The 21,567-nt window shown below is 68.2% G+C and carries 24 protein-coding genes and 1 tRNA gene; 15 read left to right on the top strand and 10 right to left on the bottom strand.

Annotated features, from left to right (window positions below; genetic code table 11):
* Positions 1 to 78: 78 nt before the first annotated feature.
* Together ABD116_RS08985 and trpD are read left to right on the top strand one after the other, a co-directional pair.
* Entirely contained in the window at positions 79 to 951 is an 873-nt protein-coding gene (locus tag ABD116_RS08985) for an SDR family NAD(P)-dependent oxidoreductase (protein ID WP_343966906.1), read from the top strand.
* 160 nt (positions 952 to 1,111) lie between these two features.
* Entirely contained in the window at positions 1,112 to 2,155 is a 1,044-nt protein-coding gene (gene trpD, locus ABD116_RS08980) for an anthranilate phosphoribosyltransferase (protein WP_343966904.1), read from the top strand.
* 13 nt (positions 2,156 to 2,168) lie between these two features.
* Here the strand turns inward: trpD and ABD116_RS08975 are convergent, their stop codons facing one another.
* Positions 2,169 to 2,492, bottom strand: a complete 324-nt coding sequence (locus ABD116_RS08975) for an NUDIX domain-containing protein (RefSeq protein WP_343966902.1) — start codon at positions 2,490 to 2,492, stop codon at positions 2,169 to 2,171.
* 40 nt (positions 2,493 to 2,532) lie between these two features.
* Positions 2,533 to 3,075: a dihydrofolate reductase family protein gene (locus ABD116_RS08970; RefSeq protein WP_343966900.1), complete on the bottom strand. Its 543-nt coding sequence runs from the start codon at positions 3,073 to 3,075 to the stop codon at positions 2,533 to 2,535.
* A gap of 108 nt (positions 3,076 to 3,183) precedes the next feature.
* On the opposite strand from ABD116_RS08970, the gene ABD116_RS08965 reads away from it, so the two are divergent.
* Both ABD116_RS08965 and ABD116_RS08960 read left to right on the top strand, forming a co-directional pair.
* Entirely contained in the window at positions 3,184 to 3,912 is a 729-nt protein-coding gene (locus tag ABD116_RS08965) for a class I SAM-dependent methyltransferase (RefSeq protein WP_343966898.1), read from the top strand.
* A gap of 141 nt (positions 3,913 to 4,053) precedes the next feature.
* The gene (locus ABD116_RS08960) at positions 4,054 to 4,878 is read left to right on the top strand and encodes an alpha/beta fold hydrolase (RefSeq protein ID WP_343966896.1); all 825 of its coding nucleotides are present in this window, start codon (positions 4,054 to 4,056) and stop codon (positions 4,876 to 4,878) included.
* On the opposite strand, the gene ABD116_RS08955 is transcribed toward ABD116_RS08960, so the two are convergent.
* Positions 4,865 to 5,527, bottom strand: coding sequence for a class I SAM-dependent methyltransferase (locus ABD116_RS08955; protein ID WP_343966894.1), 663 nt, complete (start codon positions 5,525 to 5,527; stop codon positions 4,865 to 4,867). The two genes, ABD116_RS08960 and ABD116_RS08955, sit on opposite strands and share 14 nt — an antisense overlap.
* 87 nt (positions 5,528 to 5,614) lie before the next feature.
* Here ABD116_RS08955 and ABD116_RS08950 point away from each other — a divergent pair, with 87 nt between their 5' ends.
* Together ABD116_RS08950 and ABD116_RS08945 are read left to right on the top strand one after the other, a co-directional pair.
* A complete protein-coding gene (locus ABD116_RS08950) occupies positions 5,615 to 6,031 on the top strand; it encodes a hypothetical protein (RefSeq protein WP_343966892.1) in 417 nt (138 codons plus the stop codon).
* A 98-nt stretch (positions 6,032 to 6,129) separates the two neighbouring features.
* On the top strand, positions 6,130 to 6,708 hold the full coding sequence (locus tag ABD116_RS08945; RefSeq protein ID WP_343966890.1) for a GNAT family N-acetyltransferase: 579 nt from the start codon (positions 6,130 to 6,132) through the stop codon (positions 6,706 to 6,708).
* A gap of 4 nt (positions 6,709 to 6,712) precedes the next feature.
* Here the strand turns inward: ABD116_RS08945 and ABD116_RS08940 are convergent.
* A tRNA-Ser gene (locus tag ABD116_RS08940) sits at positions 6,713 to 6,801 on the bottom strand.
* Positions 6,802 to 6,968: 167 nt separating this feature from the next.
* On the opposite strand from ABD116_RS08940, the gene ABD116_RS08935 reads away from it, so the two are divergent.
* On the top strand, positions 6,969 to 8,189 hold the full coding sequence (locus tag ABD116_RS08935) for an MFS transporter (RefSeq protein WP_343966888.1): 1,221 nt from the start codon (positions 6,969 to 6,971) through the stop codon (positions 8,187 to 8,189).
* A gap of 277 nt (positions 8,190 to 8,466) precedes the next feature.
* Positions 8,467 to 9,069, top strand: coding sequence for a gamma carbonic anhydrase family protein (locus tag ABD116_RS08930; RefSeq protein ID WP_343966885.1), 603 nt, complete (start codon positions 8,467 to 8,469; stop codon positions 9,067 to 9,069).
* Positions 9,070 to 9,336: 267 nt separating this feature from the next.
* Here the strand turns inward: ABD116_RS08930 and ABD116_RS08925 are convergent, their stop codons facing one another.
* The gene (locus tag ABD116_RS08925) at positions 9,337 to 10,461 is read right to left on the bottom strand and encodes a ferredoxin family protein (RefSeq protein WP_343966883.1); all 1,125 of its coding nucleotides are present in this window, start codon (positions 10,459 to 10,461) and stop codon (positions 9,337 to 9,339) included.
* Complete coding sequence (locus ABD116_RS08920; RefSeq protein WP_343966881.1) at positions 10,448 to 11,695, bottom strand: cupin domain-containing protein; 1,248 nt, start codon at positions 11,693 to 11,695, stop codon at positions 10,448 to 10,450. Before ABD116_RS08920 ends, ABD116_RS08925 begins: the two co-directional genes overlap by 14 nt.
* Positions 11,696 to 11,751: 56 nt before the next feature.
* On the opposite strand from ABD116_RS08920, the gene ABD116_RS08915 reads away from it, so the two are divergent.
* Complete coding sequence (locus ABD116_RS08915) at positions 11,752 to 12,255, top strand: hypothetical protein (protein ID WP_343966879.1); 504 nt, start codon at positions 11,752 to 11,754, stop codon at positions 12,253 to 12,255.
* Positions 12,256 to 12,488: 233 nt separating this feature from the next.
* Here ABD116_RS08915 and cobC read toward each other — a convergent pair whose 3' ends face one another.
* Positions 12,489 to 13,526 (bottom strand): Rv2231c family histidinol phosphate aminotransferase CobC, encoded by a 1,038-nt coding sequence (cobC, locus tag ABD116_RS08910; protein WP_343966877.1) that lies wholly within the window; start codon positions 13,524 to 13,526, stop codon positions 12,489 to 12,491.
* A 52-nt stretch (positions 13,527 to 13,578) separates the two neighbouring features.
* Positions 13,579 to 14,370, bottom strand: coding sequence for a carbon-nitrogen hydrolase family protein (locus ABD116_RS08905; protein ID WP_343966875.1), 792 nt, complete (start codon positions 14,368 to 14,370; stop codon positions 13,579 to 13,581).
* A 67-nt stretch (positions 14,371 to 14,437) separates the two neighbouring features.
* Between ABD116_RS08905 and mobA the strand changes: the two genes are divergently transcribed.
* Genes mobA through ABD116_RS08890 form a run of 3 tightly spaced genes read left to right on the top strand, consistent with a single transcriptional unit; the run spans position 14,438 to position 16,907 of the window.
* Positions 14,438 to 14,977, top strand: a complete 540-nt coding sequence (gene mobA / locus ABD116_RS08900; RefSeq protein WP_343966873.1) for a molybdenum cofactor guanylyltransferase — start codon at positions 14,438 to 14,440, stop codon at positions 14,975 to 14,977.
* A gap of 41 nt (positions 14,978 to 15,018) precedes the next feature.
* The gene (locus tag ABD116_RS08895; protein ID WP_343966871.1) at positions 15,019 to 15,900 is read left to right on the top strand and encodes a phosphotransferase family protein; all 882 of its coding nucleotides are present in this window, start codon (positions 15,019 to 15,021) and stop codon (positions 15,898 to 15,900) included.
* Between the two features lie 29 nt (positions 15,901 to 15,929).
* Positions 15,930 to 16,907 carry an NAD(P)H-quinone oxidoreductase gene (locus ABD116_RS08890; RefSeq protein WP_343966870.1) on the top strand — a complete coding sequence of 326 codons (978 nt, stop codon included), beginning with the start codon at positions 15,930 to 15,932 and terminating at the stop codon, positions 16,905 to 16,907.
* A gap of 3 nt (positions 16,908 to 16,910) precedes the next feature.
* On the opposite strand, the gene ABD116_RS08885 is transcribed toward ABD116_RS08890, so the two are convergent.
* Positions 16,911 to 17,330 (bottom strand): VOC family protein, encoded by a 420-nt coding sequence (locus tag ABD116_RS08885; RefSeq protein WP_343966869.1) that lies wholly within the window; start codon positions 17,328 to 17,330, stop codon positions 16,911 to 16,913.
* A gap of 96 nt (positions 17,331 to 17,426) precedes the next feature.
* On the opposite strand from ABD116_RS08885, the gene ABD116_RS08880 reads away from it, so the two are divergent.
* The 3 genes from ABD116_RS08880 to ABD116_RS08870 are packed head-to-tail and all read left to right on the top strand — an operon-like array spanning position 17,427 to position 21,357.
* The gene (locus ABD116_RS08880) at positions 17,427 to 18,002 is read left to right on the top strand and encodes a PadR family transcriptional regulator (RefSeq protein WP_343966867.1); all 576 of its coding nucleotides are present in this window, start codon (positions 17,427 to 17,429) and stop codon (positions 18,000 to 18,002) included.
* Positions 17,999 to 18,718, top strand: coding sequence for an ABC transporter ATP-binding protein (locus tag ABD116_RS08875; RefSeq protein ID WP_343966865.1), 720 nt, complete (start codon positions 17,999 to 18,001; stop codon positions 18,716 to 18,718). The genes ABD116_RS08880 and ABD116_RS08875 overlap by 4 nt, the downstream gene beginning before the upstream one ends.
* On the top strand, positions 18,718 to 21,357 hold the full coding sequence (locus ABD116_RS08870) for an FtsX-like permease family protein (RefSeq protein ID WP_343966863.1): 2,640 nt from the start codon (positions 18,718 to 18,720) through the stop codon (positions 21,355 to 21,357). The genes ABD116_RS08875 and ABD116_RS08870 overlap by 1 nt, the downstream gene beginning before the upstream one ends.
* A 41-nt stretch (positions 21,358 to 21,398) precedes the next feature.
* On the opposite strand, the gene ABD116_RS08865 is transcribed toward ABD116_RS08870, so the two are convergent.
* Positions 21,399 to 21,566, bottom strand: coding sequence for a hypothetical protein (locus ABD116_RS08865; RefSeq protein ID WP_343966861.1), 168 nt, complete (start codon positions 21,564 to 21,566; stop codon positions 21,399 to 21,401).
* Position 21,567: the final 1 nt, after the last annotated feature.

Genomic DNA, 21,567 nt, shown 5'->3' with positions numbered 1-21,567 from the left:
ACGGGCTCATCCTGCCCCTGCCGGTACCAGTGTCAGCAGGGCCTTCTTCCCCGGCGCTGGTCGACGCACGCTCGGCATATGAACTCATTCTCATCTACTGCTAGCGAAGTACTGGCCGGTGTCGACCTCTCCGGTCAGCGTGCGCTCATCACCGGCGCCAACTCAGGGATCGGTGTCGAGACCGCCCGTGCGCTTGCCGCAGCTGGTGCCGAGGTCGTGCTCGCGGTCCGGAACGTTGTCGCAGGCAAGGAAATCGCCGCGGCGATCGGCGGCGCCGCCCGGGTCGCCGAGCTGGATCTCGCCTCGCTGCCCTCCGTCCGCTCCTTTGTCGACGGCTGGGATGGTCCGCTGCACATCCTGGTCAACAACGCCGGCATCATGGGCGTACCGGAGCTGACCCGTACGCCGGAAGGCCGCGAACTGCAGTTCGCCGTCAACTTCCTCGGCCATTTCGCCCTCACCGTCGGGCTGCACGACGCCCTGGCCGGTGCGGGCAACGCACGCATCGTCTCGCTCAGCTCGAACGCTCACCTGATGGCCCCACCGGTCTTCGACGACCTCGACTGGGTCTACCGGCCGTACCACCCGATCGCTGCGTACGGCGAGTCGAAGACCGCGACCGTCCTGCTCGCCGTCGAGGCGACCCGACGCTGGGCCGCCGACGGGATCGTCGCCAACGCGGTCAACCCCGGCGCGATCGCGACCAACCTCCAGAAGCACACAGGCGGACTCCAGACACTGGTCGAGCGCCGCAAAACCGTCGAGCAGGGCGCAGCCACCTCGGTCCTCGCCGCAACCCTCACCACCGGCGGCCGGTACTACGAAGACTGCGCCGAGGCGCCCGTACTGACCGGGCCACCGGTCATGTTCGGCGGCGGCGTCGCACCCTTCGCCCTCGACCCGGGCAACGCCGAGCGGCTGTGGGAGATCGCTGCGAAGCTGGTCGCCTGACCGCGCTGCTTGTTATCGTTCGGGCGTGATCACGCGTCTGAGCAGCTGGTGGCCCGTCGACTAGGCGGCCACCTTGCTTTGCGCGAACCCAACCGGCCGCCTCGATGAGGCGGCCGCTGTGATGTCTCCTCGTTGGGCGGCCTGACCCCGAGGACTGACCATGCCCACTGTGAATCGCACCTGGTCCGGACTGATCTCCGACCTGCTCAACGGCCGTGACCTCACGCCGGAGGACGTCTGGTGGGCGATGGACAGCGTGGTCGGCTCCGAGGCGACGTCGGCTCAGGTCTCCGGGTTCCTGATCGCTCTGCGGGCCAAGGGCGAGACTGCGGACGAGATCGGTGCGATGGCGGCGGCGCTCCGGCAGCACGCCACCTCCGTCCGCATCCCGGGGCGCTTTGTCGACATCGTCGGGACGGGTGGTGATGGGACGGGGGCGATCAACATCTCGACGATGGCGGCGATCGTGGCCGCGTCTACTGGCGTGACCGTGGTCAAGCACGGTGGGCGGGCCGCGTCTTCGCAGGCCGGCGGTTCGGCCGACTTGGTCGAGCACTTGGGCATTCCGCTCGACCTGTCTGCCGCTGATGCTGTCCGGGTCGCCTCGGCGGCTGGGCTCACTTATCTATTCGCACCCCGGTTCAACCCCGCTCTGCGGCAGGTAGCTGCTGTACGCCGGGAGCTGGGCGTCCCGACCGCGTTCAACGTGCTCGGCCCACTCCTCAACCCCGCTGATCCGGTCTGCCAGTTGGTGGGAGTTGCGGATGCACGCATGCAGCCGGTGCTGGCCGCAGCGATCGCTAGTCGCGGCACCACGGCCCTGGTTGTCCGAGGCGACGACGGCCTCGACAAGCTGACGACTACTACCTCCTCCCGCGTCTGGGTAGTCCGCAGTGGCTGCTCTGCACCCGAGTCCTTGGACCCCCGCTCGTTAGGCCTTGCCCGGTCGTCACTTGCTGCGCTGCGAGGCGGTACTGCGGCGGGCAACGCCCGGGTGCTCCACCGCGTGCTGGCCGGGGATCGTGGGGCTGTGCGGGACGTAGTACTGCTGAACGCTGCGGCTGCTGTAGCCGTCGGGCGGCTGACGGATGAGCCGCTGGTGGAGCAGCTGGCTGTCGCGTTGGAGCAGTGTGCAGAGGCGGTCGACAGTGGTCGGGCGGCTGCAACACTGGGCCGATGGATCGCCGGATCCACCAGCACCTAACCTTCCCCGCCGGCTAGCGACCTTGGAAGAGACCGGTGGCGCGGTAGGCGGCGTACATGTCCCACACCACTTCCGTCTGCGGCTGCAGAGGTGCCGGTAGGTCGTCAGGCCCGAAGAAGCCAGCCTGGATGACTTCATCGTCACCAGGGATCAGTTCACCCGTCCACTGCCTGGCCTCGAAGAGCATGGCGAAGCACTGCAGGCGGTCGCCGTTTGGGTAGGTGATGGTGTGCAGCGCAGCCTCCGACAGGGAGCCGAACGGGGTCAGGTCGTCGGGGTCTACACGCAAGCCGGACTCTTCCAGCAGCTCCTGCGCTGCGGTCTCGCGAAAGCTCATCCCTGGCTCAGTACGAACCTTCGAAGGCCATCTGTGGAGACTACGTGCGGTAGCGGAGGAGGGTTATGCCGGAGCGGAAGGGTTGGGTCTCCACTAGCTGCAGGGTGGCTGGGGTGCTTGTGCCGGGGAAGAGGCGGGCGCCCTTGCCGATCACTACCGGGTAGACGAACAGGCGGTACTCGTCAACCAGGCCGGCGGCCGCTAGCGCGTGGACGAGGGTGATGCTGCCGGTAGCGACTATGTCTTTACCGGCGGTGGCCTTCAGGGCCTCTACCTCGTTCAGCCCACGCAGTACCGTGCTGTGCTCCCACTGCGGATCCTGCAGGGTCGTGGAGACCACGTACTTGGACACTGCGTTGAGGTAGTCGGAGATACCGGTCGGGTCGTCGGTCTGGTGCGGCCAGTAGCCGCGCATGTCCTCGAACGTCTGCCGCCCGACCAGGAACGCATCAGCGGCCTCCCGCTGCACCTCCAGCGCACCCAGTACGTCGGACAGGTCCTCGTCGCCAGGGTTGAACCACCCCTCGCTCGCGTCGATCACCCCGTCGAGCGTGATGTTCTCGGTCACCACCAGGTCCCGCATGCCCCAGCCTCCTCCGTCGTTTCGGGGTACGTCGGAACCCCGTACCCACTCTCGACAAGTCAGCGGGGCTCTTTTGCGCGACCGGCCGGTGCTACGTAGCGTGAGAGTGTGACTGTGGATCCGTACGGGGACGAACGTCTGGTGGAGTTGTACGACGAGGACAACCGACCGGGGGCAGACCACGAGTACTTCCTGAAGCTCGCGGACGGAGCCACCAAGGTCATCGACTTCGGATGCGGTACCGGCCTCCTGACCCGCGCCTTCGTGCAGCCCGGGCGGGTGGTGCTAGGGGTCGATCCGAGCGCGACGATGCTGAACTACGCGCGCCGGCAACCGGGCGCGGAAGACGTCACCTGGATCGACGGTGACGCCGGCGCGGTCCTGCCCGCCGGCGACGCGGATCTGGTCGTCAGCAGCGGCAACACGATGATGCACATCACCGCCGATGACTTTCCGTGGGTGCTCGAGGCGCTCGCGGCGGCGTTGAAGCCCGGTGGGGTGTTGAGCTTCGAGAGTCGGAACCCGGCCGCACGGGCCTGGGAGCAGTGGGGACCGGAGGCGACCTACAGCGAGCGCGATACGCCGGCCGGACATCTGAAGGAGTGGATGGAGGTCACTGAGGTCGGCAACGGCCGGGTGGTCTTCGATGCGCACAACGTGTTCGAGGACGGCGTCGACACCGTCTACACGACCACGCTGTACTTCCGTACGGTCGACGAACTCCGCGCCGGGCTGGAGAAGGCAGGCTTCGGCGACGTCGAGGTGTACGGCGGATGGCACGAACAGCAACTGACGGACGACTCCCGGCTGTTCGTAGTACGGGCAACCAAGTCGTAGCCCGAGCAGCCGAGTTGTCTACAGACTCGTCAGGCCTTGGCCGCGGGGTTATTGTGACGTGGGGGTGACGCGGACACAGAATCCCTTGCTGACAAAGGGATTCTCCTATCTGAAGTAGCTGTTCTCGAGAGGGGCATCACCGTGGGAACCATCACCACCAGCGACGGCACCGAGATCTTCTACAAGGACTGGGGCAGTGGTCAGCCGATCGTGTTCAGCCACGGCTGGCCGTTGTCGGCCGACGACTGGGACAACCAGATGCTGTTCTTCCTGCAGCAGGGGTACCGGGTCGTCGCCCACGACCGCCGCGGCCACGGCCGGTCGACGCAGACCGGTGACGGCCACGACATGGACCACTACGCCGACGACCTTGCAGCCGTCGTCGAGCATCTCGATCTGCACGACGCGATCCACGTCGGCCACTCGACCGGCGGGGGCGAGGTCGCGCACTACCTGGCCCGCCATGGCGAGGGGCGGGCGGCGAAGGCGGCGCTGCTGTGCGCAGTACCGCCGCTGATGCTGAAGACCGACGCGAACCCGGACGGCCTGCCCAAGGAGGTCTTCGACGACCTTCAGGCGCAACTCTTCGCGAACCGGTCGGAGTTCTACCGCGCGCTGCCGTCCGGCCCGTTCTACGGGTTCAACCGGCCGGGCGCGGAGCCGTCCGAGGCGATCATCGCCAACTGGTGGCGGCAGGGGATGATGGGCGGCGCGAAGGCGCACTACGACGGCATCGTCGCCTTCTCCCAGACCGACTTCACCGAGGACCTGAAACAGATCACCATCCCGGTCCTGGTCATGCACAGCGAGGACGACCAGATCGTCCCCTACGTCGCCGCCGGCCCCCGCTCAGCAGAGCTCCTGAAGAACGGCGTCCTCAAGACGTACAAGGACTACCCGCACGGCATGCCGACCACGCACGCCGACGTCATCAACGCCGAGCTCCTCGAATTCATCCGCTCCTGACTCCGGTTGTCGTCGCGGGCTTGCGGACGATGAGATACCCCTGATCGACCTTCTCCCACTCCGCACGCCCGCGTACGGCCGTCATCCACAGCTCGAACCCGCCATCCCGCAACAGCCCGGCGACCTCGTCCGGCCGCTGCCGGTAGAAGTCGAGCTCGAGCGCCGTACCGCCGTACTCGGTCCGCCGCACCTGGTCCTCCCCGACTTGGAAGGCCAGCATCAGTACTCCGCCTGGCGCGAGCACCCGGTAGAACTCGGCGAACACCGCTGCCCGTTGCTCCCACGGAACGTGGATGACCGAGTAGTAGGCGAGCACTCCGCCCAGCGACCCGTCGGGCACGTCCAGCGCCAGCATCGAGCCTTCCTCGAATCGCAACTCGGGGTAGCTCTGCCGAGCCAGCGCCAGCATCCCCGGCGACAGATCGATCCCGAACGCATCCAGCCCCAGCTCGGCCAGCAAGACGGTCACCCGGCCGGGTCCGCACCCCACGTCCGCCACTGGCCTACCGGTGGGTTGGACGAGCTCCGCGAAGGTCGCGAACAGGGATCGGTCGAGCGGCAGGTCGTCGAAGGAAGACTGCACGAGATCGGCATGCTCGGCCGCCAGGGCGTCGTACGAGGTCCGGGTGGTGGTGAGGAAGTCCGCCATGGCCAGGACCCTAGGGGGTGGCTCCGACAAGTTTCGTACGTGGTTGAATTCCGGCGATCAAACGTTCGAAACAGTGAGGAGTTTCGTGTGAACAGGCTTGTCCGTGGGGTGCTCGCGGTGTCCGCTTCCACAGTCGTCATCCTGGCCGGGACGACGATTCCGGCGTCGGCGACCGAGGGCAGCCCGAGCGGCGCGCCGCCGGAGGGGAGCATCGGCGTCTGGTGCGTTTCGGTCACCGGCGCGAAGGCGTGCTTCGGGGAGTACGGCGACAAGGTCTGGGTGAAGGACACCAAGGCGAACGGCGAGCCCGCCGCCGGCACCATCTCCGACACCGAGTCCGACGTGAGCTGGCACCGCGAATGCTACAACGGCCGTGGTGCCGACGGCGGCTGGGTGATGTGCGACTTCGACGTACCGGAGAACGACGAAGGCCTTCTCTGGGCCGTCAACAACCCCTTCGTCGGCGCCCAGGCCAGCACCAAGATCTGGACCACCATCATCTGACCTGCCCGGGATTCCGCGGTGAGGGTCGATCCTGGGGCAGACTCGTGACTTGTTCCTCGTGGCCGGGTTCGGCACGCACTGGATGAGGGAGAGCGCTGGTGACGACTACCTATACGACTCGGCCGTTGTCGCCGGAGACCTGGGACGACTTCAGCGCGCTGGTGGAGGCCAACGGCGGGGTGTGGGGTGGCTGCTGGTGCATCGGCTTCCATGTCGAGGGGTTCGGCGAGAAGCCCCACAGCGCTGAACGCAACCGCGCCGCAAAGCGAGCCCACGTGGACCAAGGCACCGTGCACCAGATCCTCGTCTACGACGCGGATGGCGTGTGCGTGGGTTGGTGCCAGTACGGACCCCCGGCCGAACTACCCAACATCAAGAATCCGGCCAAGTACGCGGCCGGCGCCTCGGAGCTACCCGCATGGCGGATCGGCTGCATCTTCACCGGCAGCCGCCACCGCGGCCGAGGCGTCGCCCGCGCGGCGGTCGCCGGCGCACTGGACGCGATCCGCGCCGCCGGCGGCGGAGTGGTGGAGGCGTACCCGGAGCAGACCACCGACCGCAAGCCCCAACGCGGCGCCTTCCTCCATACCGGCCCCGAAGAACTCTACGAACAATTCGGCTTCACCCGCGACCGCCAGATCGCCAAGTGGCGCTGGGTCATGCGCACCGAACTCTGACCAGCGGAGGGCGTGGGATTCGAACCCACGATGACGGTCACCCGCCATACCGGTTTTCAAGACCAGCGCACTCGGCCACTATGCGAGCCCTCCAGGCGGTCACCCGGAGGTGGCGCCGAAGGTTGAGGATACCGGTACGGGTTGGGCCGGCGGGCGGAGGTGGCACCGCGCCGTACGGGGGTGCGTAAAGAGTTGGAGTCTCTTCGGCGGACGTTGTTACGCTCCGAGGTCGAGAGTCCGACTGCAGCCAGGGGAATGTCATGCCGAACGTCGCGTCGCTCGGCTTGCCCAATATGCGGGGGCGTGCGCCGTTGCTGGCTGGGTTGGCGATCGACTCGTTCGGGGGCGGCTGCGCGGGGCCCTTGTTGCTGCTGTACTTCGTGCGCGTGGCGGGCATCCCGCTCGGTACTGCGGGATTGATGCTGACCGTGGCGACCATGTTCTCCATCGCCGCGCCGGCCGCCGTTGGGGTGGTGATCGATCGGGTCGGGCCGCGGAACCTGGTGATCGGGGCGCAGTTCGCGCAGGGGCTGGCGTTCACCGGGTTCTTCTTCGGGCGTTCGTTGTGGCTGCTGTTTCTTTGTGCGCTGGTGACGACGACCGGGCAGCGGGTCTTCTGGTCGGCGATCTTCAGCCTGCTGGCGGACATCGCGGATCCGGGTGACCGGGACCGCTGGTTCGGGCTCGGCGGGATGATGCAGGCGGCCGGGTTCGGGCTCGGAGCGCTGGCTGCCGGCGTACTGCTGAGCATTGGCGGGGATACGCCGTTCCTGGTCGGTATTGCGGTGAACGCGGTGACCTTCTTCGTCGCTGGCGTGCTGTTGCTCGGGTTGCGCGCCCGGCATGAGGCGCAGGCTGCTCAGGACAGTGGGCCTGCTCCGCTGCTGCGGAAGGACAAGGCGTTCCTGGTACTGATCGCTGCGAACACCATCCTGGCGCTGTGCACGATGATGATCGGGGTGGCGCTTCCGGTGTACGTGACCGAGGCGCTGCCCGAGGCACCCAAGTGGATCGTGGGAGTGCTGCTCGCGGCGACGTCGGTCGTGCTGGCGACCGGGCAAACGCTAGTAGTGCGGCATACCGAGCAGCGGCGGCGTACTTCGGTACTGGTACTCACTGGCGTGCTGTGGGCGGTGTGGGGAGTGCTGATGGCGGCGCTGCTGCATGTGCCGGCTGGGCTTGTGGTGCCGGGGTTGGTACTGGCGACTGTGGTTTTTGCCGGGGCTGACGTGCTGCATGCGGCCACTGGGAACGCGCTGGCTGCCGCTGTTGCGCCGACTGTCGGACGTGGCAAGTACCTTTCGTACTGGCAGTACTCGTTCACCTTCGCGAGTGTGCTGGTGCCGGCGTTCTTCGCGCAGCTCTTCGAGGTGCGGGAGGAGCTGCCCTGGGTGACGCTGTCGGTGCTGGCGCTGGTCGCGGCGGCGACGATCGTGGTGCTCGAGCGGGTGCTGCCGGATGCGGCGACGCGGCGTACCTGAGCTTCGGCGGGGCTTGATTCGCGGCGTTGCGATTGACGGGTCAGGCATTCTTGCGCTCTTCGAACAGGTGTTCTAATGTCCTTCTCGTAGCTCGCGGATTTCACTCCCACCCCAAACCTTCGCTCGCGACGGCTGAGCCTCCCACCTCCGATGTGGACAGCCGGGATCGAGCGCTGGCCGCCCGGGCAGTGAGGGCCCGGGCTGTGGAGTACCCGCTCGCTGCCAAGTACAACTGCTAACGGAAGACCGAGGTGATGCAAGACGAGAGGACGTCCTCATGTTGCTGGAACACCGTGGCCGGAGACCGGTCGTCCCTGAGTCCGCGTACGTGGCGCCATCAGCCGTGCTGTGTGGAGCCGTCGTGCTGGGCGAGGGCAGTCGGGTGCTGCACGGCGCAGTACTGACGGCGGAGGACGGTGAGGTCCACCTCGGAGAGAACAGCGTGGTGATGGAGAACGCCCTGGTGCGCGGCCGGGCGAACCATCCCGCGGTGATCGGCGCTACGGTCTTGGTCGGACCGCACGCCCACGTGAACGGCGCCACGGTCGAAGCTGAAGTCTTCATCGCCACGGGCGCCTCATTGTTCCCAGGATCGATCGCCGGCACCGGCGCCGAACTGCGGATCAACAGCGTGCTCCAGGTCAACTCCCGCCTGGCCGCCGGCGCCGTCCTGCCGATCGGCTGGATCGCGGTCGGTGATCCCGCTCAGCTCTTCTCCCCCGATCGACACGACGAGATCTGGGCGATCCAGCAGACCCTCGACTTCCCCGGTACCGTCTACGGCGCGGGTCGCGACACCACCATGCGCGACATCATGGCCGGCCAGTCCGCCTACTACGGGACCCACCACCAAGACCGCCAACTCCCCGACCCCCACTAACCCCACACGCTTCTCCGACGCAGCGGGTGCGTAGACGTCGCCTGCTCGAACGCTGCGAAGGATCACACCGTCCTCGAACGGACCGGGGTCTACGAACCGATGCCGGCCCATCCACCCGGTCCGGCGCGCTCCCGCGCCAGCGCGCGGCGGGCGGCGGGCGGCGGGCGGCGGGCGGCGGGCGGCGGGCGGCGGGCACACCCTTCGCACTCCCGGCGCGCAGCGTGCCGCACTGCTGGTGCGTGGTGAACTCGGCCCGTTCCCAGCAAGCTAGCGGTAGAGCTTCTCGAGTGCGGTGAGGGTGTATGTCGTCACGTGCCCCGGAGGCTGAGAGGCACAGGTCATGGCGGCGTCGATGGTGGTCGCCCCAGCAGTAACCGTCACCACATAGACGACTCCGCCGGCATCAGCAGCGTCTGCCTGGGTGCCGTCGCCGGCATTGGTGCTGCCGCTTTCGCGGCCGCGAGCGTCGGCATAGGCGTCGGCGCCTCTCCGGGCCGACGCGCCTGCGCTGGCGCTGCCGGGGGGCTGCGTAGCTCCGGTGGCTTTGGTGTCTGCGTCGGCGTTTGTGTGTGCCGCGGCGCTGGTTGTGGGGTGGGTTGGGGTGTTGGTGTCGGGGGTGGTGGTTAGGTGGATTTGCCAGGTGGTGGGGGTGGGGGTTCGGACTTGGGTTGGGTGTAGGGCGTTGAGGGAGAGGGGGGCGCCGGCTGTGCGGGCGAAGTGTTGGGCTGCTTGGACTGGGGGTGGGTGGGCGCCTGAGCCTCGGAGGTACTCGGGGACGATCAGGCCTTCGTTGTAGTGGGTGGCCAGGTCTACGGCTTTGGTGCTGGGGACGTGGCCGTAGAAGAGACTGTGGGGGAGGAAGACCAGGTTGGCGGCGAAGCGGTCGCCGCCTATGTGGCTGCATTCCCAGGTTCGGTCGGGGAAGGCATTCGAGAGGGCGGCTGCGGCTGGGCGGCCGCGGATGGCGCAGCAGGCGTCGTGGCGGCCGTGGGTACAGATCAGGTAGATGGGGTCTGTGCTGGGAGTGCCTGGATCGCGGCCGGACAGGACGTTCAGAAGATGTTCGTCTGTGGGGAGGTCGCCCCAGCGGACGGATTCTTGGCCGGGGCGGCTGTCTATCAGGGCCCAGCGGCGGGTGGTACTGCGGTCTTGTCTGCCGTGGCGGCGGATCAGTACCGGTCGGATTCCTGCTGCCGCGCACAGCCGTGCAACCTCACCAGCCAGACCGTCTCCGAGTGCGGTCAGGGCTTTTCGAGGCCAGGGGGCCCGGTGTTCTATCAGGAGCCAGCGGATGGCGGGTGGGGCTGTGGCTGAGAGTGTGTCGCCGCGGTGTTCGGCTGCGGCGGCGCATCTGAGGCCTAGGGCTTCGGCGAGTTCCTCAGCTGTCTTCACGGGGGCTCTGTACGAGGACTGCTTCGGTCAGGAGGCGGCGGACCAGGACCAGTTGGTCTGCTTCGTCCATCGGGAGGTCGGATACTTTCACGTCGGTACCTGCACACAAGGCGGCCACGGCGGGATACGTTGCCTTAGGCAAGGAGATTGTGCGGTCGGCCAGGTGCAGGCGGACGGGGTCCCCCTCGACCAGGTGGAAACGGAGGCCGGGGCGTAGGCGGACCGTAGTACTGGGGTTCAGAGCAGCAATGGCGGCGGCGTGGGCCAGCGGGGGTAGCGGGGCTGGGCGGTTGCCGGACCAGGTGCGACGGCGTAGCCGTGGGGCTAGGTCTGTGGGGGTGGTTTGCTCGATGCGCTTGGTGAAGAGGGCTGTGACCTCTTCTAGGACTCCGGCTAGTTGCGAGGGGTCGCCGGGGTCGAAGCCGAGCGGGAGGGCTGCGCGCAGGGCGGGTTCGTCGGCTGCTAGGGCTGCTAGTTCTTGGACTAGTAGGTAGCGAGTCATGGTGTGCAGGCCGACGGTTAGGTGGGCGCTGACGCCGCCTAGCGCTTTGGCGGAGTGGAGGAAGCCGCGGGGGACGTAGAGGGCGTCGCCGGGGCGGAGTACGTCGTCGATCACTGGGGCTCGGTCGCGGGCTGCTGCTGCGACGGCTTGGGAGTGGTCGGTCCAGGGCTGGTTGCGGAGGGGGTCGACGTGGACTGGTTCGTGTACGGTCCAGTGCTTTTCGCCGGCTACCTGGAGGACGAAGACGTCGTGTACGTCGTAGTGGGCGGAGAAGCCCTGCGACTCTGCGGGAGTGATGTAGGCGTTGATCTGCACTGGGTGCTTGGCGTCGGACGACAGCTGTGTGGCGAAGTCGACCAGTGCCGGCCAAGTACGGTGCAGAGCTTGCAGTACTACGGTGTGGCCGCTCGCGAAGAGGGCGGCTACCTTGTCGTCGCGGATCTGGTCGCCGATCTCCGCGCCGACTCCTGCGGGGCCGGTGAATTGGCTGTCGCCGACGACCGTGCCGTTCTTGGCGATGCGCAGGAACGGGGTGCGGAGGCCGCGGTGGGACAGGAGTTCGTCGGCGGCTTGCAGGCTGAACAGGTCGCTGTAGTCGCCGCCGTGTGAGAGCAGTGCGCGGGCACCCCAGTAGGAGCGGCCGAACTCGTCTAGGTCGAGCTCACCGCCCACACAGCGCCGGAGAGCCGGGCGCCCTTCCGGAAGCCACCCGCTCTCCGGCACTGGGCTCATCAACTTGAGAAGTTCCCGTCAGCACCGCCGTCAGCGCCACCGTCCGCGCCGCCGTCATGGCCACCGGCGTTGGCGCCACCATCGGCCAAGCCCTCGCCACCAGCTCCGCCATCGGCTCCGCCGTCCGTCACACCCGGCGAAGCGCCACCGTCAGCCGGACCCTCAGCACCGCTGTCAGCACCGCCGTCAGCTCCGCCGTCACTGACACCCGGGGAAGCGCCGCCATCGGCGGGTCCTTCGGCGCCACCATCGGCACCGCCGTCAGTACCGCCGCCTACGGCTCCGCCGTCTGCAGGGCCTTCACCTGCGCCGCTGTCAGCACCGCCGTCTGCGCCGCCATCGCTGACGCCAGGGGAAGCGCCACCGTCAGCCGGTCCCTCGGCACCGCCGTCTGCGCCTCCGTCAGTACCGCCGCCCACAGCTCCACCGTCGGCAGGGCCTTCGCCAGCGCCGGCGTCTGCTCCGCCATCGGCGCCGCCGTCGTGGCCGCCTACCGTTGCGCCGCCGTCGGCGAAGCCTTCACCCTCGGCGTTTCCGGGGAGTCCGGAGCCGCTCGATGAGGTGTTGCCGCCACCGTCAGCGCCGCCATCGGTCGCGCCGCTGGACGCACCACCGTCGGCCGGCCCCTCGCTGTCGGCCGACGAGGTCGTCATGTCGTCGTCGCTCAAACCCATGATGCTGCTCCCTTCGAAGTACCCGGAGTGTCCTGTCGCCCATCTTGTGCGCAAAGTAGACCGGGCCTAAACCCTTGAGCGCGTTACAGCGAGCACTCGGTTCTTCAGCGATCAGCTGATCAACCGAGCACGTCCTGCCAGACCTTCAGAAAAGCATCCGTGACCGACTCCGGCCGCACCGCGATCCGCAGCCAGTCCGGACCCAGCCCAGGGAACGTGTCACCCCGCCGTACGGCGAAACCGCGTTCCCGCAACTGTTCCCGTACTACCGCAGCACCGGCCACATGCACCAGCACGAACGGCCCCCGCGCAACCCCGTACGTCGAAACAGCAGCCGTACACCTCAGACCGGCCAGCAGATGAGCCCGTTGCCGATCCAGATCAGCAGCCGCCTGCGCCGCCTCGGCCACAGCGCGCTCGTTGCTGCAAGCAATCGCAGCAGCCAGCGCAGGAGTGGACACCGGCCACTGCGACTGCACCGCCGCCAACTGCTCGATCAGCGCCGGCGCCGCCACGACGTACCCGACCCGGAGGCCGGCCAGCCCCCAGGTCTTGGTCAGACTCCGTACCACCACCAGCCCGGGAATCGACGCCCCCACCAGCGACTCCGGCTCCCCGGGGACCGCGTCCATGAAGGCCTCGTCGACGACCAGGATGCGGTCGGGGCGGGCGAGTTCGCGCAGCTCATCGGCGCCGTGCAGGATCGACGTCGGGTTGGTCGGGTTGCCGATGACGACCAGGTCCGCGTCGGAAGGCACCGCACGGGGATCCAGGGCGAACCCCGTCTCCGGCCCCAGGATCACCCGGTCGACCAGATGGCCGGCCGAGCGCAAAGCAGCCTCGGGCTCGGTGAATTGTGGGTGAACGACGACCGGGTGCCGCGGCCGGAAGGCGCGAGCGATCAGTACGAAGGCCTCGGCCGCGCCCGCGGTGAGCAGGATCTGCGACGGGTCACGACGATGCCGCGCCGCCACAGCCGCGAGCGCCGCGTCCTGGCGCGGGTACGCGGCGAGGTCGGTCAGGCTCGCACCGACCTCCTCGACCAGCCAGCCCGGCGGCGTACCGGCCCGGACGTTGACCGCGAGATCGACCAGGCCATGCCCGACCTCGAGATCGCCATGGTGGTCGAGGTCGAAATCGTCGGGGCGCAGCGTCACAGCAGGAGGCTAGCTCGCTTGTCCGGACTTTGGGCGGGTGATCTCAGGAAACCTAGCGAGAAGACACCGTGAAGCGTCGGTTCTGCAGTGACGGATTGCGCCGCCGGGTCTCGGTGAGCCGATCCGCGGAGATCTCGGCGGAGGCGATCCCGTCCGCCTCCCCGACGGCGGCGATGGCGATGCCCTGCGGGTCGATGATCTGGCTCAGACCGCAGTACTTCTTCCCGTTCTGCGCGGCGGCGGCGACATAACAGGTGTTCTCGATCGCACGAGCCGTCAGCAGCGTGGTCCAGTGATGCTCCTTGAGCGGGCCGCGCACCCAAGCCGCCGGTACTACGAACACCTCCGCCCCCGCATCGACCAGCGCTCGCGACAACTCGGGGAACCGCAGGTCATAGCAAGTCATCAGTCCGAGCTTCTGCCCGGCGACCTGGACGACGACCGGCGCGACGTCGCCCGGCGTCAGCTGGTCCGACTCGCGGTAGCCGAACGCGTCGTACAGGTGGATCTTGCGGTAAGCGCCGAGTAGATCACCGTCCGCGCCGACCGCGAGCAGCGTGTTGTACGGCCGGGCCTCGTCGCAGCTGCGCTCGAACATGCCCGCGACGATCGCGACGCCGTGCTCGGCCGCGGCTTTGCGCAGCGTCCCGACGAACTCGCCGTCGAGCGCCTCGGCCAGATCGCCGACCGAACCGCCCTCGGTCGCGAAGTCCGCCATCATCGCCTCGGGCAGCACGACGAGATCCGGCCGGCCGGCCGCCGCGTCGGCGACGAGCCGCGTCACCAGCTCACGGTTGGCGGCCTTGTCGTGCGAACTGGCGGTCTGCACCACGGCGATCTTCACCTCCCCATGGTGCCAGGCAAGGACCAAGGGAAGGAAGGAAAGCGGAGGGGTCGGGCAGACTGATGGGGTGGAGTTCGATGTGGTGGTGCTGGCCGGGGGTGGGTCTACTCGATTTGGTGGAGTGGACAAGGCGCTGCTGGTGCTGGACGGGGTGTCGTTGATCGATCGGGTGCTGACGGCAACGAAGGCCGCGGTGTCGACGGTTGTGGTGGGACCGGAGCGTGGGGTTTGCCGGGCGGTGGAGTGGGCCAGGGAGGATCCGCCGGGTGGTGGGCCGGTGGCGGGGATCGCGGCCGGGCTCACCATCGGACGAGCACCCGTCGTTGTGTTGGTGTCTTGCGATCTGCCGTGGATCACGGCTGACGACGTCACCAGGTTGGTCGACGGGGTCGGGGAGCGTGACGGGTTCGGGTTGCTGGACACGGACGGTCGGGAGCAGTGGCTGGCGGCGGCGTACCGGCGTACGGCGCTGGTCGAGGCGTTGAAGCGGGTCGGTGATCCGCAGAACAAGTCGGTCAGGCGGCTCTTCCTCGGCCTGGACCTCGCTTGGTCGAAGCCCACCAGGGCCGGCGACGACGTCGACTCCTGGGCCGACCTCGACGACTAATTGCTTCGACACCCAGGAGCGAGCGCCCTACCTTGGCGGCAATGGATATCGCCGCGATGGTTGAGAAGACCTGTCCGGGGAGTTCGATCGAAGAGGTGGTCGAGCGGTCCGGTGGCCGGCTGAGCAAGGTGTTCGAGGTACGCCGGAACGCGGCCGAACCGGTGATCGTGAAGATCTACGAACCGGAGTGGGCCTGGAAGCAGGCCAAGGAAGTCCATGTCTATGGGCTGCTGCAGGAGCACCTCGGCGACTCCGTGCCAAGAGTTCTGCACGCCGAGCCCGGCGACCCGGCCTTCACCGTGCTGACGAAACTCGACGGCGTGCCGTTGTCGGAGGCGGAGCCGCCGGACTGGAAGAGCGTCTACGTCCAGCTCGGCGAGTTGCTCCAGCGAATCCACCGTATCCCGCAACCGGCGTACGGCTATCTCACCGACGAGGTGCTCGAACCGCTCCCCACCAACGACGCCTACATGCGCCGCCAGTTCACCAAGAAGCTCAACGAGTTCGACCAGCTCGACGGCGATCCACGGCTGAGCGAAAGCATCGGACAGTACGTCGAGCAGCACGCGGAACTCCTCGGCAACGCCACGCAGCCGGTCCTCTGCCACAACGACTTCCACGAGGGCAACGTGCTCGTCGACCCGGTGACCTGGCAGGTGCGGGGGTTCATCGACGTCGAGAACGCGATCGCCGCCGACCCGTTGATGGATCTCGCCAAGACCGAGTGCTACTCGATCTGGGGCAACGCGGACAAGCTCGCCGGCCTCGTCGAGGGCTACGGCGCACTCCCCACCGACTGGCGACCCCGCACGACGCTCTACCGCCTCTACCATTCACTGGAACTGTGGGACTGGTTCAAGTCGATAGGCACCGTCGATCCACTCGAGAGCATCGCCGGTGACATGGCGAAGATCGTGAGCTAGCCGAGACCGGACGCAGTACGGTGGCAGGCATGCGAGCTGTCGTTTGTGAGGGTGCCGGTGGCGTCGAGGTCCTGACGATCGGTGAGATCGAGGATCCGACCCCTGCCGTCGACGAGGTCGTCATCAACGTGGTCGCCGCCGGGGTGAACCGGGCGGACCTGCTCCAGCGGCAGGGGCACTACCCGCCGCCTCCGGGCGCACCCGGCACGATCGGGCTCGAGGTGTCGGGCACGATCGCCGCGGTCGGCGCCGAGGTCGAGGGCTGGTCGGTCGGTGACGAGTGCTGCGCGCTGCTCGCCGGTGGCGGGTACGCCGAGAAGGTCGTCGTACCGGCTCCCCAGGTGATGCCGGTACCTGAGGGCGTCGATCTGGTGAGCGCGGCCGCGCTGCCCGAGGTGGTCGCGACGGTGTGGTCGAACGTGTTCATGACCGCCCACCTCAAGGAGGGCGAGACCCTGCTCGTGCACGGCGGCTCGTCGGGGATCGGCACGATGGCGATCCAGCTCGGGGTGGCTCACGGTGCGCGGGTGCTCTGCACGGTCGGCAGCAAGGACAAGATGGACTTCTGCCACCGGCTCGGCGCGGAGGTCGCGATCAACTACAAGGAAGCCGAGTGGGCGTCGGTGGTCAACGAGGCCACCGGCAAACAGGGCGCCGACGTGATCCTCGACATCATGGGCGCGAAGTACCTGCAGGACAACGTGAAGACCCTCGCGTACGACGGCCGGCTGGTCGTCATCGGGATGCAGGGCGGGACCAAGGCCGAGCTGGACCTCGGGCGGCTGATGTCGAGGCGCGGATCCGTCACCGGTACTGGCCTGCGGGTCCGCTCGGTGGCCGAGAAGGGGCAGATCCTCGCCGAGGTGGTCGGGCACGTCTGGCCACTCGTCGCTGCCAAGAAGGTACGCCCGGTGATCCAGCGCACCTATCCCCTGGAGGCCGTCGCTCAAGCGCACGAAGCGCTCGAGCAGTCCAACCACATCGGCAAGATCCTGCTGACGATCTGAGAACTACTCGGCCGCGGGGAAGTTCGCGGCCAGCCACTCCGGGTCCGGGGCGACCAGCTGGATGACGTCGATCCAGGTGCCCTCGGGGTCGCGGACGAAGAAGTGCCGCTGGCCCCAGACCTCGGTGACCACCTCGGTCTCCAGCGTCACGCCGGCCTCGACCAGGGATGCCGCCAGCCGATCGGCGTCGTCGACGATGAAACCGAAGACGTTGCCGCTCTCGGTGAGCGCGGAGACGGCGGCCGGGACCGACTCGTGGCCGCGTTCGGTGATGGCCAGCTCCCAGTCGGCGTCACCGCGCCGCAAGGTGATGAACCAGCCGATGTCGAGGGCGATCTTCAGGTCGAAGTGCCGCTCGTAGAACGCGGCGACCTCGGCCGGGCGCGCGGTGACCACCGTCGCGCCGAATGCTGCGGGCTGCATGAAGCTCCTCACCGGTGGAGGTCGGGTACCGCTGAAGGTTAGTGGCCGGGCAGGCCTTGTTGACCGGAGAATACTGAGTATGCATACTCAGTATCTATGTCGATCAAGCACGGTTTGCTGGCGCTGCTCCGGACGGAACCGAAGTACGGCTACCAACTGCGCGGCGAGTTCGAGGCGGCCACCAACTCGACCTGGCCGCTGAACATCGGGCAGGTCTACACGACCCTGACCCGGCTCGAACGCGACGGCCTGGTGCAGGCCGGCCAGACCGGCAAGGACGCCGACGGCCGGTCGCTGTACGAGATCACCGAGGCCGGCCGGGACGAGCTGGCGAAGTGGTTCGAGACGCCGGTGACCCGGGAGTCGCGGCCGCGGGACGAGCTGGCGATCAAGCTCGCGCTGGCGCTCGCCGTACCGGGGATCGACGTGACCGCGGTGCTGCAGCGGCAGCGCGCGGCGACCATGCAGTCGATGCAGGAGCTGACCCGGCTCAAGCGCGGCAGCCGCGACGGCGAGATCTCCTGGCTGCTGGTGCTGGAGTCGATGATCTTCGGCGCCGAGGCCGAGATCCGCTGGCTGGACCACTGCGAGGCGATGCTGTCGCGCCATCGAAGGACCAGCACGCCGGTGATTCATTCCGAGGAAGACCAAGAGGCGGGGGCCCACTCATGAGCACGATCCTCGACATTCGCAATCTCTCCCGGGTGCACGGAACCGGCGAGCAGGCCGTGCACGCGCTGCGCGGCGTCGACCTGGCGGTGGCATCCGGTGAGCTCGTGGCCGTGATGGGCCCGTCCGGCTCGGGCAAGTCGACGCTGCTGACCTGCGCCGGCGGACTCGACCGGCCGACCAGCGGCGAGATCCTCGTCGACGGCAACGACCTGGCCACCCTGAGCACCAAGGGTGTCGCGTCTCTGCGCCGCCGCCGGATCGGGTACGTCTTCCAGGACTTCAACCTGATCCCGGCCCTGACCGCCGCCGAGAACGTGATGCTGCCGCTCGAGCTGGACGGCACCCGCGCCCGTACCGCCCGCAAGTACGCCGAAGCCGCGCTGGCGGAGGTGGGCATCGCGGAGCTGGCCGACCGGTTTCCCGACGAGATGTCCGGTGGCCAGCGCCAACGCGTCGCGATCGCCCGCGCCATCGTCGGCGAACGTCGCATCCTGCTCGCCGACGAGCCCACCGGTGCCCTCGACTCCGAGACCGGCGAGGCCGTCCTCCAGCTCCTCCGCGACCGTTGCGACCAGCACGGCATCGCCGGCGTCCTCGTCACCCATGACGCCCGGCACGCCGCCTGGGCCGATCGCGTCGTCTACCTGCGTGATGGTGTCCTGGTAGGCCAGGCGGGTCCGCTCCCCGAGGTCGACGTGCTGCTGGAAACGCACTGATGGCCGGCTGGGGACCCCCGCTCCGGATCGCCCGGCGGACCGCGCGGCGTTCGATCGGGAGGACTCTGCTTGTCGCCGCGCTCATCGGCGTACCGGTGTTCGCCGCATCGTGGATCGGGCTGATGGACAAGGCGCAGACACCGACCGGCGAGACGCTCGCCCGGACCACGATCGGCTCGGCGGACGCCCAGCTCACCGTCTCGACGTACGCGAAGCTGAATCCGTGGCCGGCCCGGCCAAGCCTGATGACAGGCGACCCCGGGATGCTGGAGGGCACCGATCAGCAGCCACGCGACACCAGCAAGGTCGATCCGCTGCCATTCCTGCCGCCGGGGAGTACGACGGCCCGCGCATTGACTGAGGTCGGGACGGTCGACGTGCGTGGGCCAGGGGCTGACACCTCGGTCGGGCTGGTCACAGGCGACGGCCGGAGCAAGCTGACCGCCGGCACCTTCCGGCTCGACGGCGGGCAGCTGCCCGGTAAGCCCACAGAGGTCGCGGTCTCTCCCTCGCTGGCTGAGTACCTCGGGCTCCTGGACGGCGACAAGCTCAAGGCCGATGCCACGCTGACCGCGGCGAGCGGACACAAGTACCAGGTCGTCGGACTGGCCCGTACCTTCACCAATCCCAGCCTGCGCACGATCTTCGGTACTCCGGACACCCCGCTCGCGACCCTGGATCCGAACTCCCCGATCGTCTATCTCGCCGACCTCCCCGACGGCACCGACGCGGACGCCCTGAGCGACCGGCTGCTCGGCAACGGCCTGGCCTTGTTGCCAAGGGCAAACATCGTCGACCCGCCGCCGGATCCGTACGGCGGCTCGACCGACGCCGGGGCCGTCGCGGTGATGGCACTGGTGATCGGATTCGGCATCCTCGAGATCGTCCTGCTCGCCGGTACCGCGTTCGCCGTCATCGCCCGTCGGCAGACCCGCGACCTCGGACTCGTCACGGCGGCCGGCGGGACACCACGCGACATCCGCCGGATCGTCTTGGCGCAGGGCCTGTTCATGGGGGCGATCGGCGCGGGCGGCGGGCTGCTGCTCGCGATCCTCGCAACCCTTGCCGGCCGGCCCCTGTGGGAGAAGATGCTGTCGACGCTGATCGTCAGCAACGAGATTCCGTGGCTCAGCCTGGTGCCGATCGCGGCCCTGGGATTGCTGGCCGGTCTTGCCGCGGCGATCGTGCCTGCGATCAGCGCAGGTCGGCAGACGCCGCTGGCTGCACTCAGCGGGCGGTTCGCCGCGGCCGGCGGAGTGGTCAGACTGCGTAGGCCGGCGATCGGACTGGTCATCTTCGGTGTGGTCAGCACGATCATCGGCAGCATCTGGATGTCGAGGGCACTGGTGGAGGCCCAACGGCAGGTTGCCGCTCAAGGCGAGCACTACCGGGCGACCGTCACTCCAACCGAGCAGATCGCGTTGGTACTACTGGGCATCACCGCGACGATCGTCGGTCTGGTCTGGATGCTGCCGAACCTGGTGGCCAAGCTGGCCGGGTTCGCCCGATTCCTGCCGCTGAGCGGGCGGCTCGCACTGCGCGACGCGGCCCGGCACAGACATCGCACCGGGCCGGCCGCGGCCGCCATCATGATGTCGGTCGGAGCGACCGCAGCGATCGCGTTCGCGATCTCCAACTCGATCGCGGCCGACGCCGAGGACTACGTCCCGGAAAGCCTGCACGGTGACGCCGTCCTGCGCTTCTCGCCGGGTGGGGTCACCTACTCGCCGGTGACGGCGCAGCGAGTGGCCGACGCGCTGCCGACCGAGAAGACCTACGAGATCGGCCAGATCGTCCAGACCGGGGCGAAGCGCAATGGTCCCTTCACCCCCACGCTCGCTGTCGTCACGCCGCCGACGGCGACCCAGTCCGGCTACACCTTGATGGCCGTCGACCCGGCGTACATCGCACGATTCCCTGGCTACGGCCCGCAAGCGGCGGCGGCCCTGCGTACCGGCAAGATCGTGCTCCCCTCTCCGGCTGGGATCAAGGACGGGAAGGTCCCGGTGAGTTCGGACGGTGACCCCGAGAGCAAGTCGGCGATCACCGTGCCGGCGACTGCGGTTGCCTCCGCTCCGACGGCGGGTCAGCTGTCCACCTCGGCGCTGATCAGCACGGAAGCCGCCAAGAAGCTCGGCACCGTCGATCCGTACCTGGCGGTCTACCAACTCGAGCGCGAGCCGACCGGCGACGAGCTCAACGCAGTGGCGAAGCTACTCGGGCACGACGACTATCTGCACGTGGAGAAGGGCTATGAGAGCCCGGCGCGGCTGTGGTTCCTCGGGCTGATGGCCGCGGCGACCATCGTCACATTGCTCGGGGTGGCCATCTCGGTCTCGCTGTCTGCGGCGGAGGGGCGCGCAGACCTCGCGACACTGGCCGCGATCGGCGCCCAGCCACGGCGTCGGCGCAACCTGGCCGCCGCGCAGGCCTGGGTGCTGGGTGAGCTGGGATGTCTGCTGGGCGTGGGAGTCGGTGCTCTGTACGGCTACACGGCTCATGCGGCCTTCGGGTCGCCGCACTTCATGATTCCGTGGCGGGAGATCGGGGGCATCGTGATCGTGGTGCCGTTGTTCGCGGGGTTGCTGGCCTGGTTGCTGACCAGGTCCCGGCTGCCGATGGTCAGCCGGGTCGACTAGCCGGTACTACGTACGCCGCCGCACCTCGTTGCCCTGGGCACCTATTCGGCGATCCTGGTCAGCTCGGGATGGGCAACCGGGTGCAGCGGCGTACTCGTCACCCGCCACTGGCCGCACGCGCAGCGCTGGTAGCTGAGTAATCCCTCACTGACGGGATGCGACGACTCGACGTGCCAGCGGTGCCGGTGGACTTCAGCTGTGGTGGTCATG

It is taken from the genome of Kribbella koreensis (assembly GCF_039525325.1).
Classification (GTDB): Bacteria; Actinomycetota; Actinomycetes; order Propionibacteriales; family Kribbellaceae; genus Kribbella; species Kribbella koreensis.
This window is presented reverse-complemented; position numbering and strand designations above follow the sequence as displayed.

Bases quoted from the DNA above. Each gene is read 5' to 3' on its own strand.
- ABD116_RS08975 (WP_343966902.1), bottom strand. From the start codon at position 2,492: ATGAGCTTTCGCGAGACCGCAGCGCAGGAGCTGCTGGAAGAGTCCGGC.
- ABD116_RS08985 (WP_343966906.1), top strand. From the start codon at position 79: ATGAACTCATTCTCATCTACTGCTAGCGAAGTACTGGCCGGTGTCGAC.
- ABD116_RS08880 (WP_343966867.1), top strand. From the start codon at position 17,427: ATGTCGATCAAGCACGGTTTGCTGGCGCTGCTCCGGACGGAACCGAAG.
- ABD116_RS08935 (WP_343966888.1), top strand. From the start codon at position 6,969: ATGCCGAACGTCGCGTCGCTCGGCTTGCCCAATATGCGGGGGCGTGCG.
- ABD116_RS08955 (WP_343966894.1), bottom strand. From the start codon at position 5,527: ATGGCGGACTTCCTCACCACCACCCGGACCTCGTACGACGCCCTGGCG.
- ABD116_RS08890 (WP_343966870.1), top strand. From the start codon at position 15,930: ATGCGAGCTGTCGTTTGTGAGGGTGCCGGTGGCGTCGAGGTCCTGACG.
- ABD116_RS08870 (WP_343966863.1), top strand. From the start codon at position 18,718: ATGGCCGGCTGGGGACCCCCGCTCCGGATCGCCCGGCGGACCGCGCGG.
- ABD116_RS08970 (WP_343966900.1), bottom strand. From the start codon at position 3,075: ATGCGGGACCTGGTGGTGACCGAGAACATCACGCTCGACGGGGTGATC.
- ABD116_RS08895 (WP_343966871.1), top strand. From the start codon at position 15,019: ATGGATATCGCCGCGATGGTTGAGAAGACCTGTCCGGGGAGTTCGATC.
- trpD (WP_343966904.1), top strand. From the start codon at position 1,112: ATGCCCACTGTGAATCGCACCTGGTCCGGACTGATCTCCGACCTGCTC.
- ABD116_RS08915 (WP_343966879.1), top strand. From the start codon at position 11,752: ATGGCCACCGGCGTTGGCGCCACCATCGGCCAAGCCCTCGCCACCAGC.
- ABD116_RS08920 (WP_343966881.1), bottom strand. From the start codon at position 11,695: ATGAGCCCAGTGCCGGAGAGCGGGTGGCTTCCGGAAGGGCGCCCGGCT.
- ABD116_RS08930 (WP_343966885.1), top strand. From the start codon at position 8,467: ATGTTGCTGGAACACCGTGGCCGGAGACCGGTCGTCCCTGAGTCCGCG.
- ABD116_RS08885 (WP_343966869.1), bottom strand. From the start codon at position 17,330: ATGCAGCCCGCAGCATTCGGCGCGACGGTGGTCACCGCGCGCCCGGCC.
- ABD116_RS08865 (WP_343966861.1), bottom strand. From the start codon at position 21,566: ATGACCACCACAGCTGAAGTCCACCGGCACCGCTGGCACGTCGAGTCG.
- ABD116_RS08875 (WP_343966865.1), top strand. From the start codon at position 17,999: ATGAGCACGATCCTCGACATTCGCAATCTCTCCCGGGTGCACGGAACC.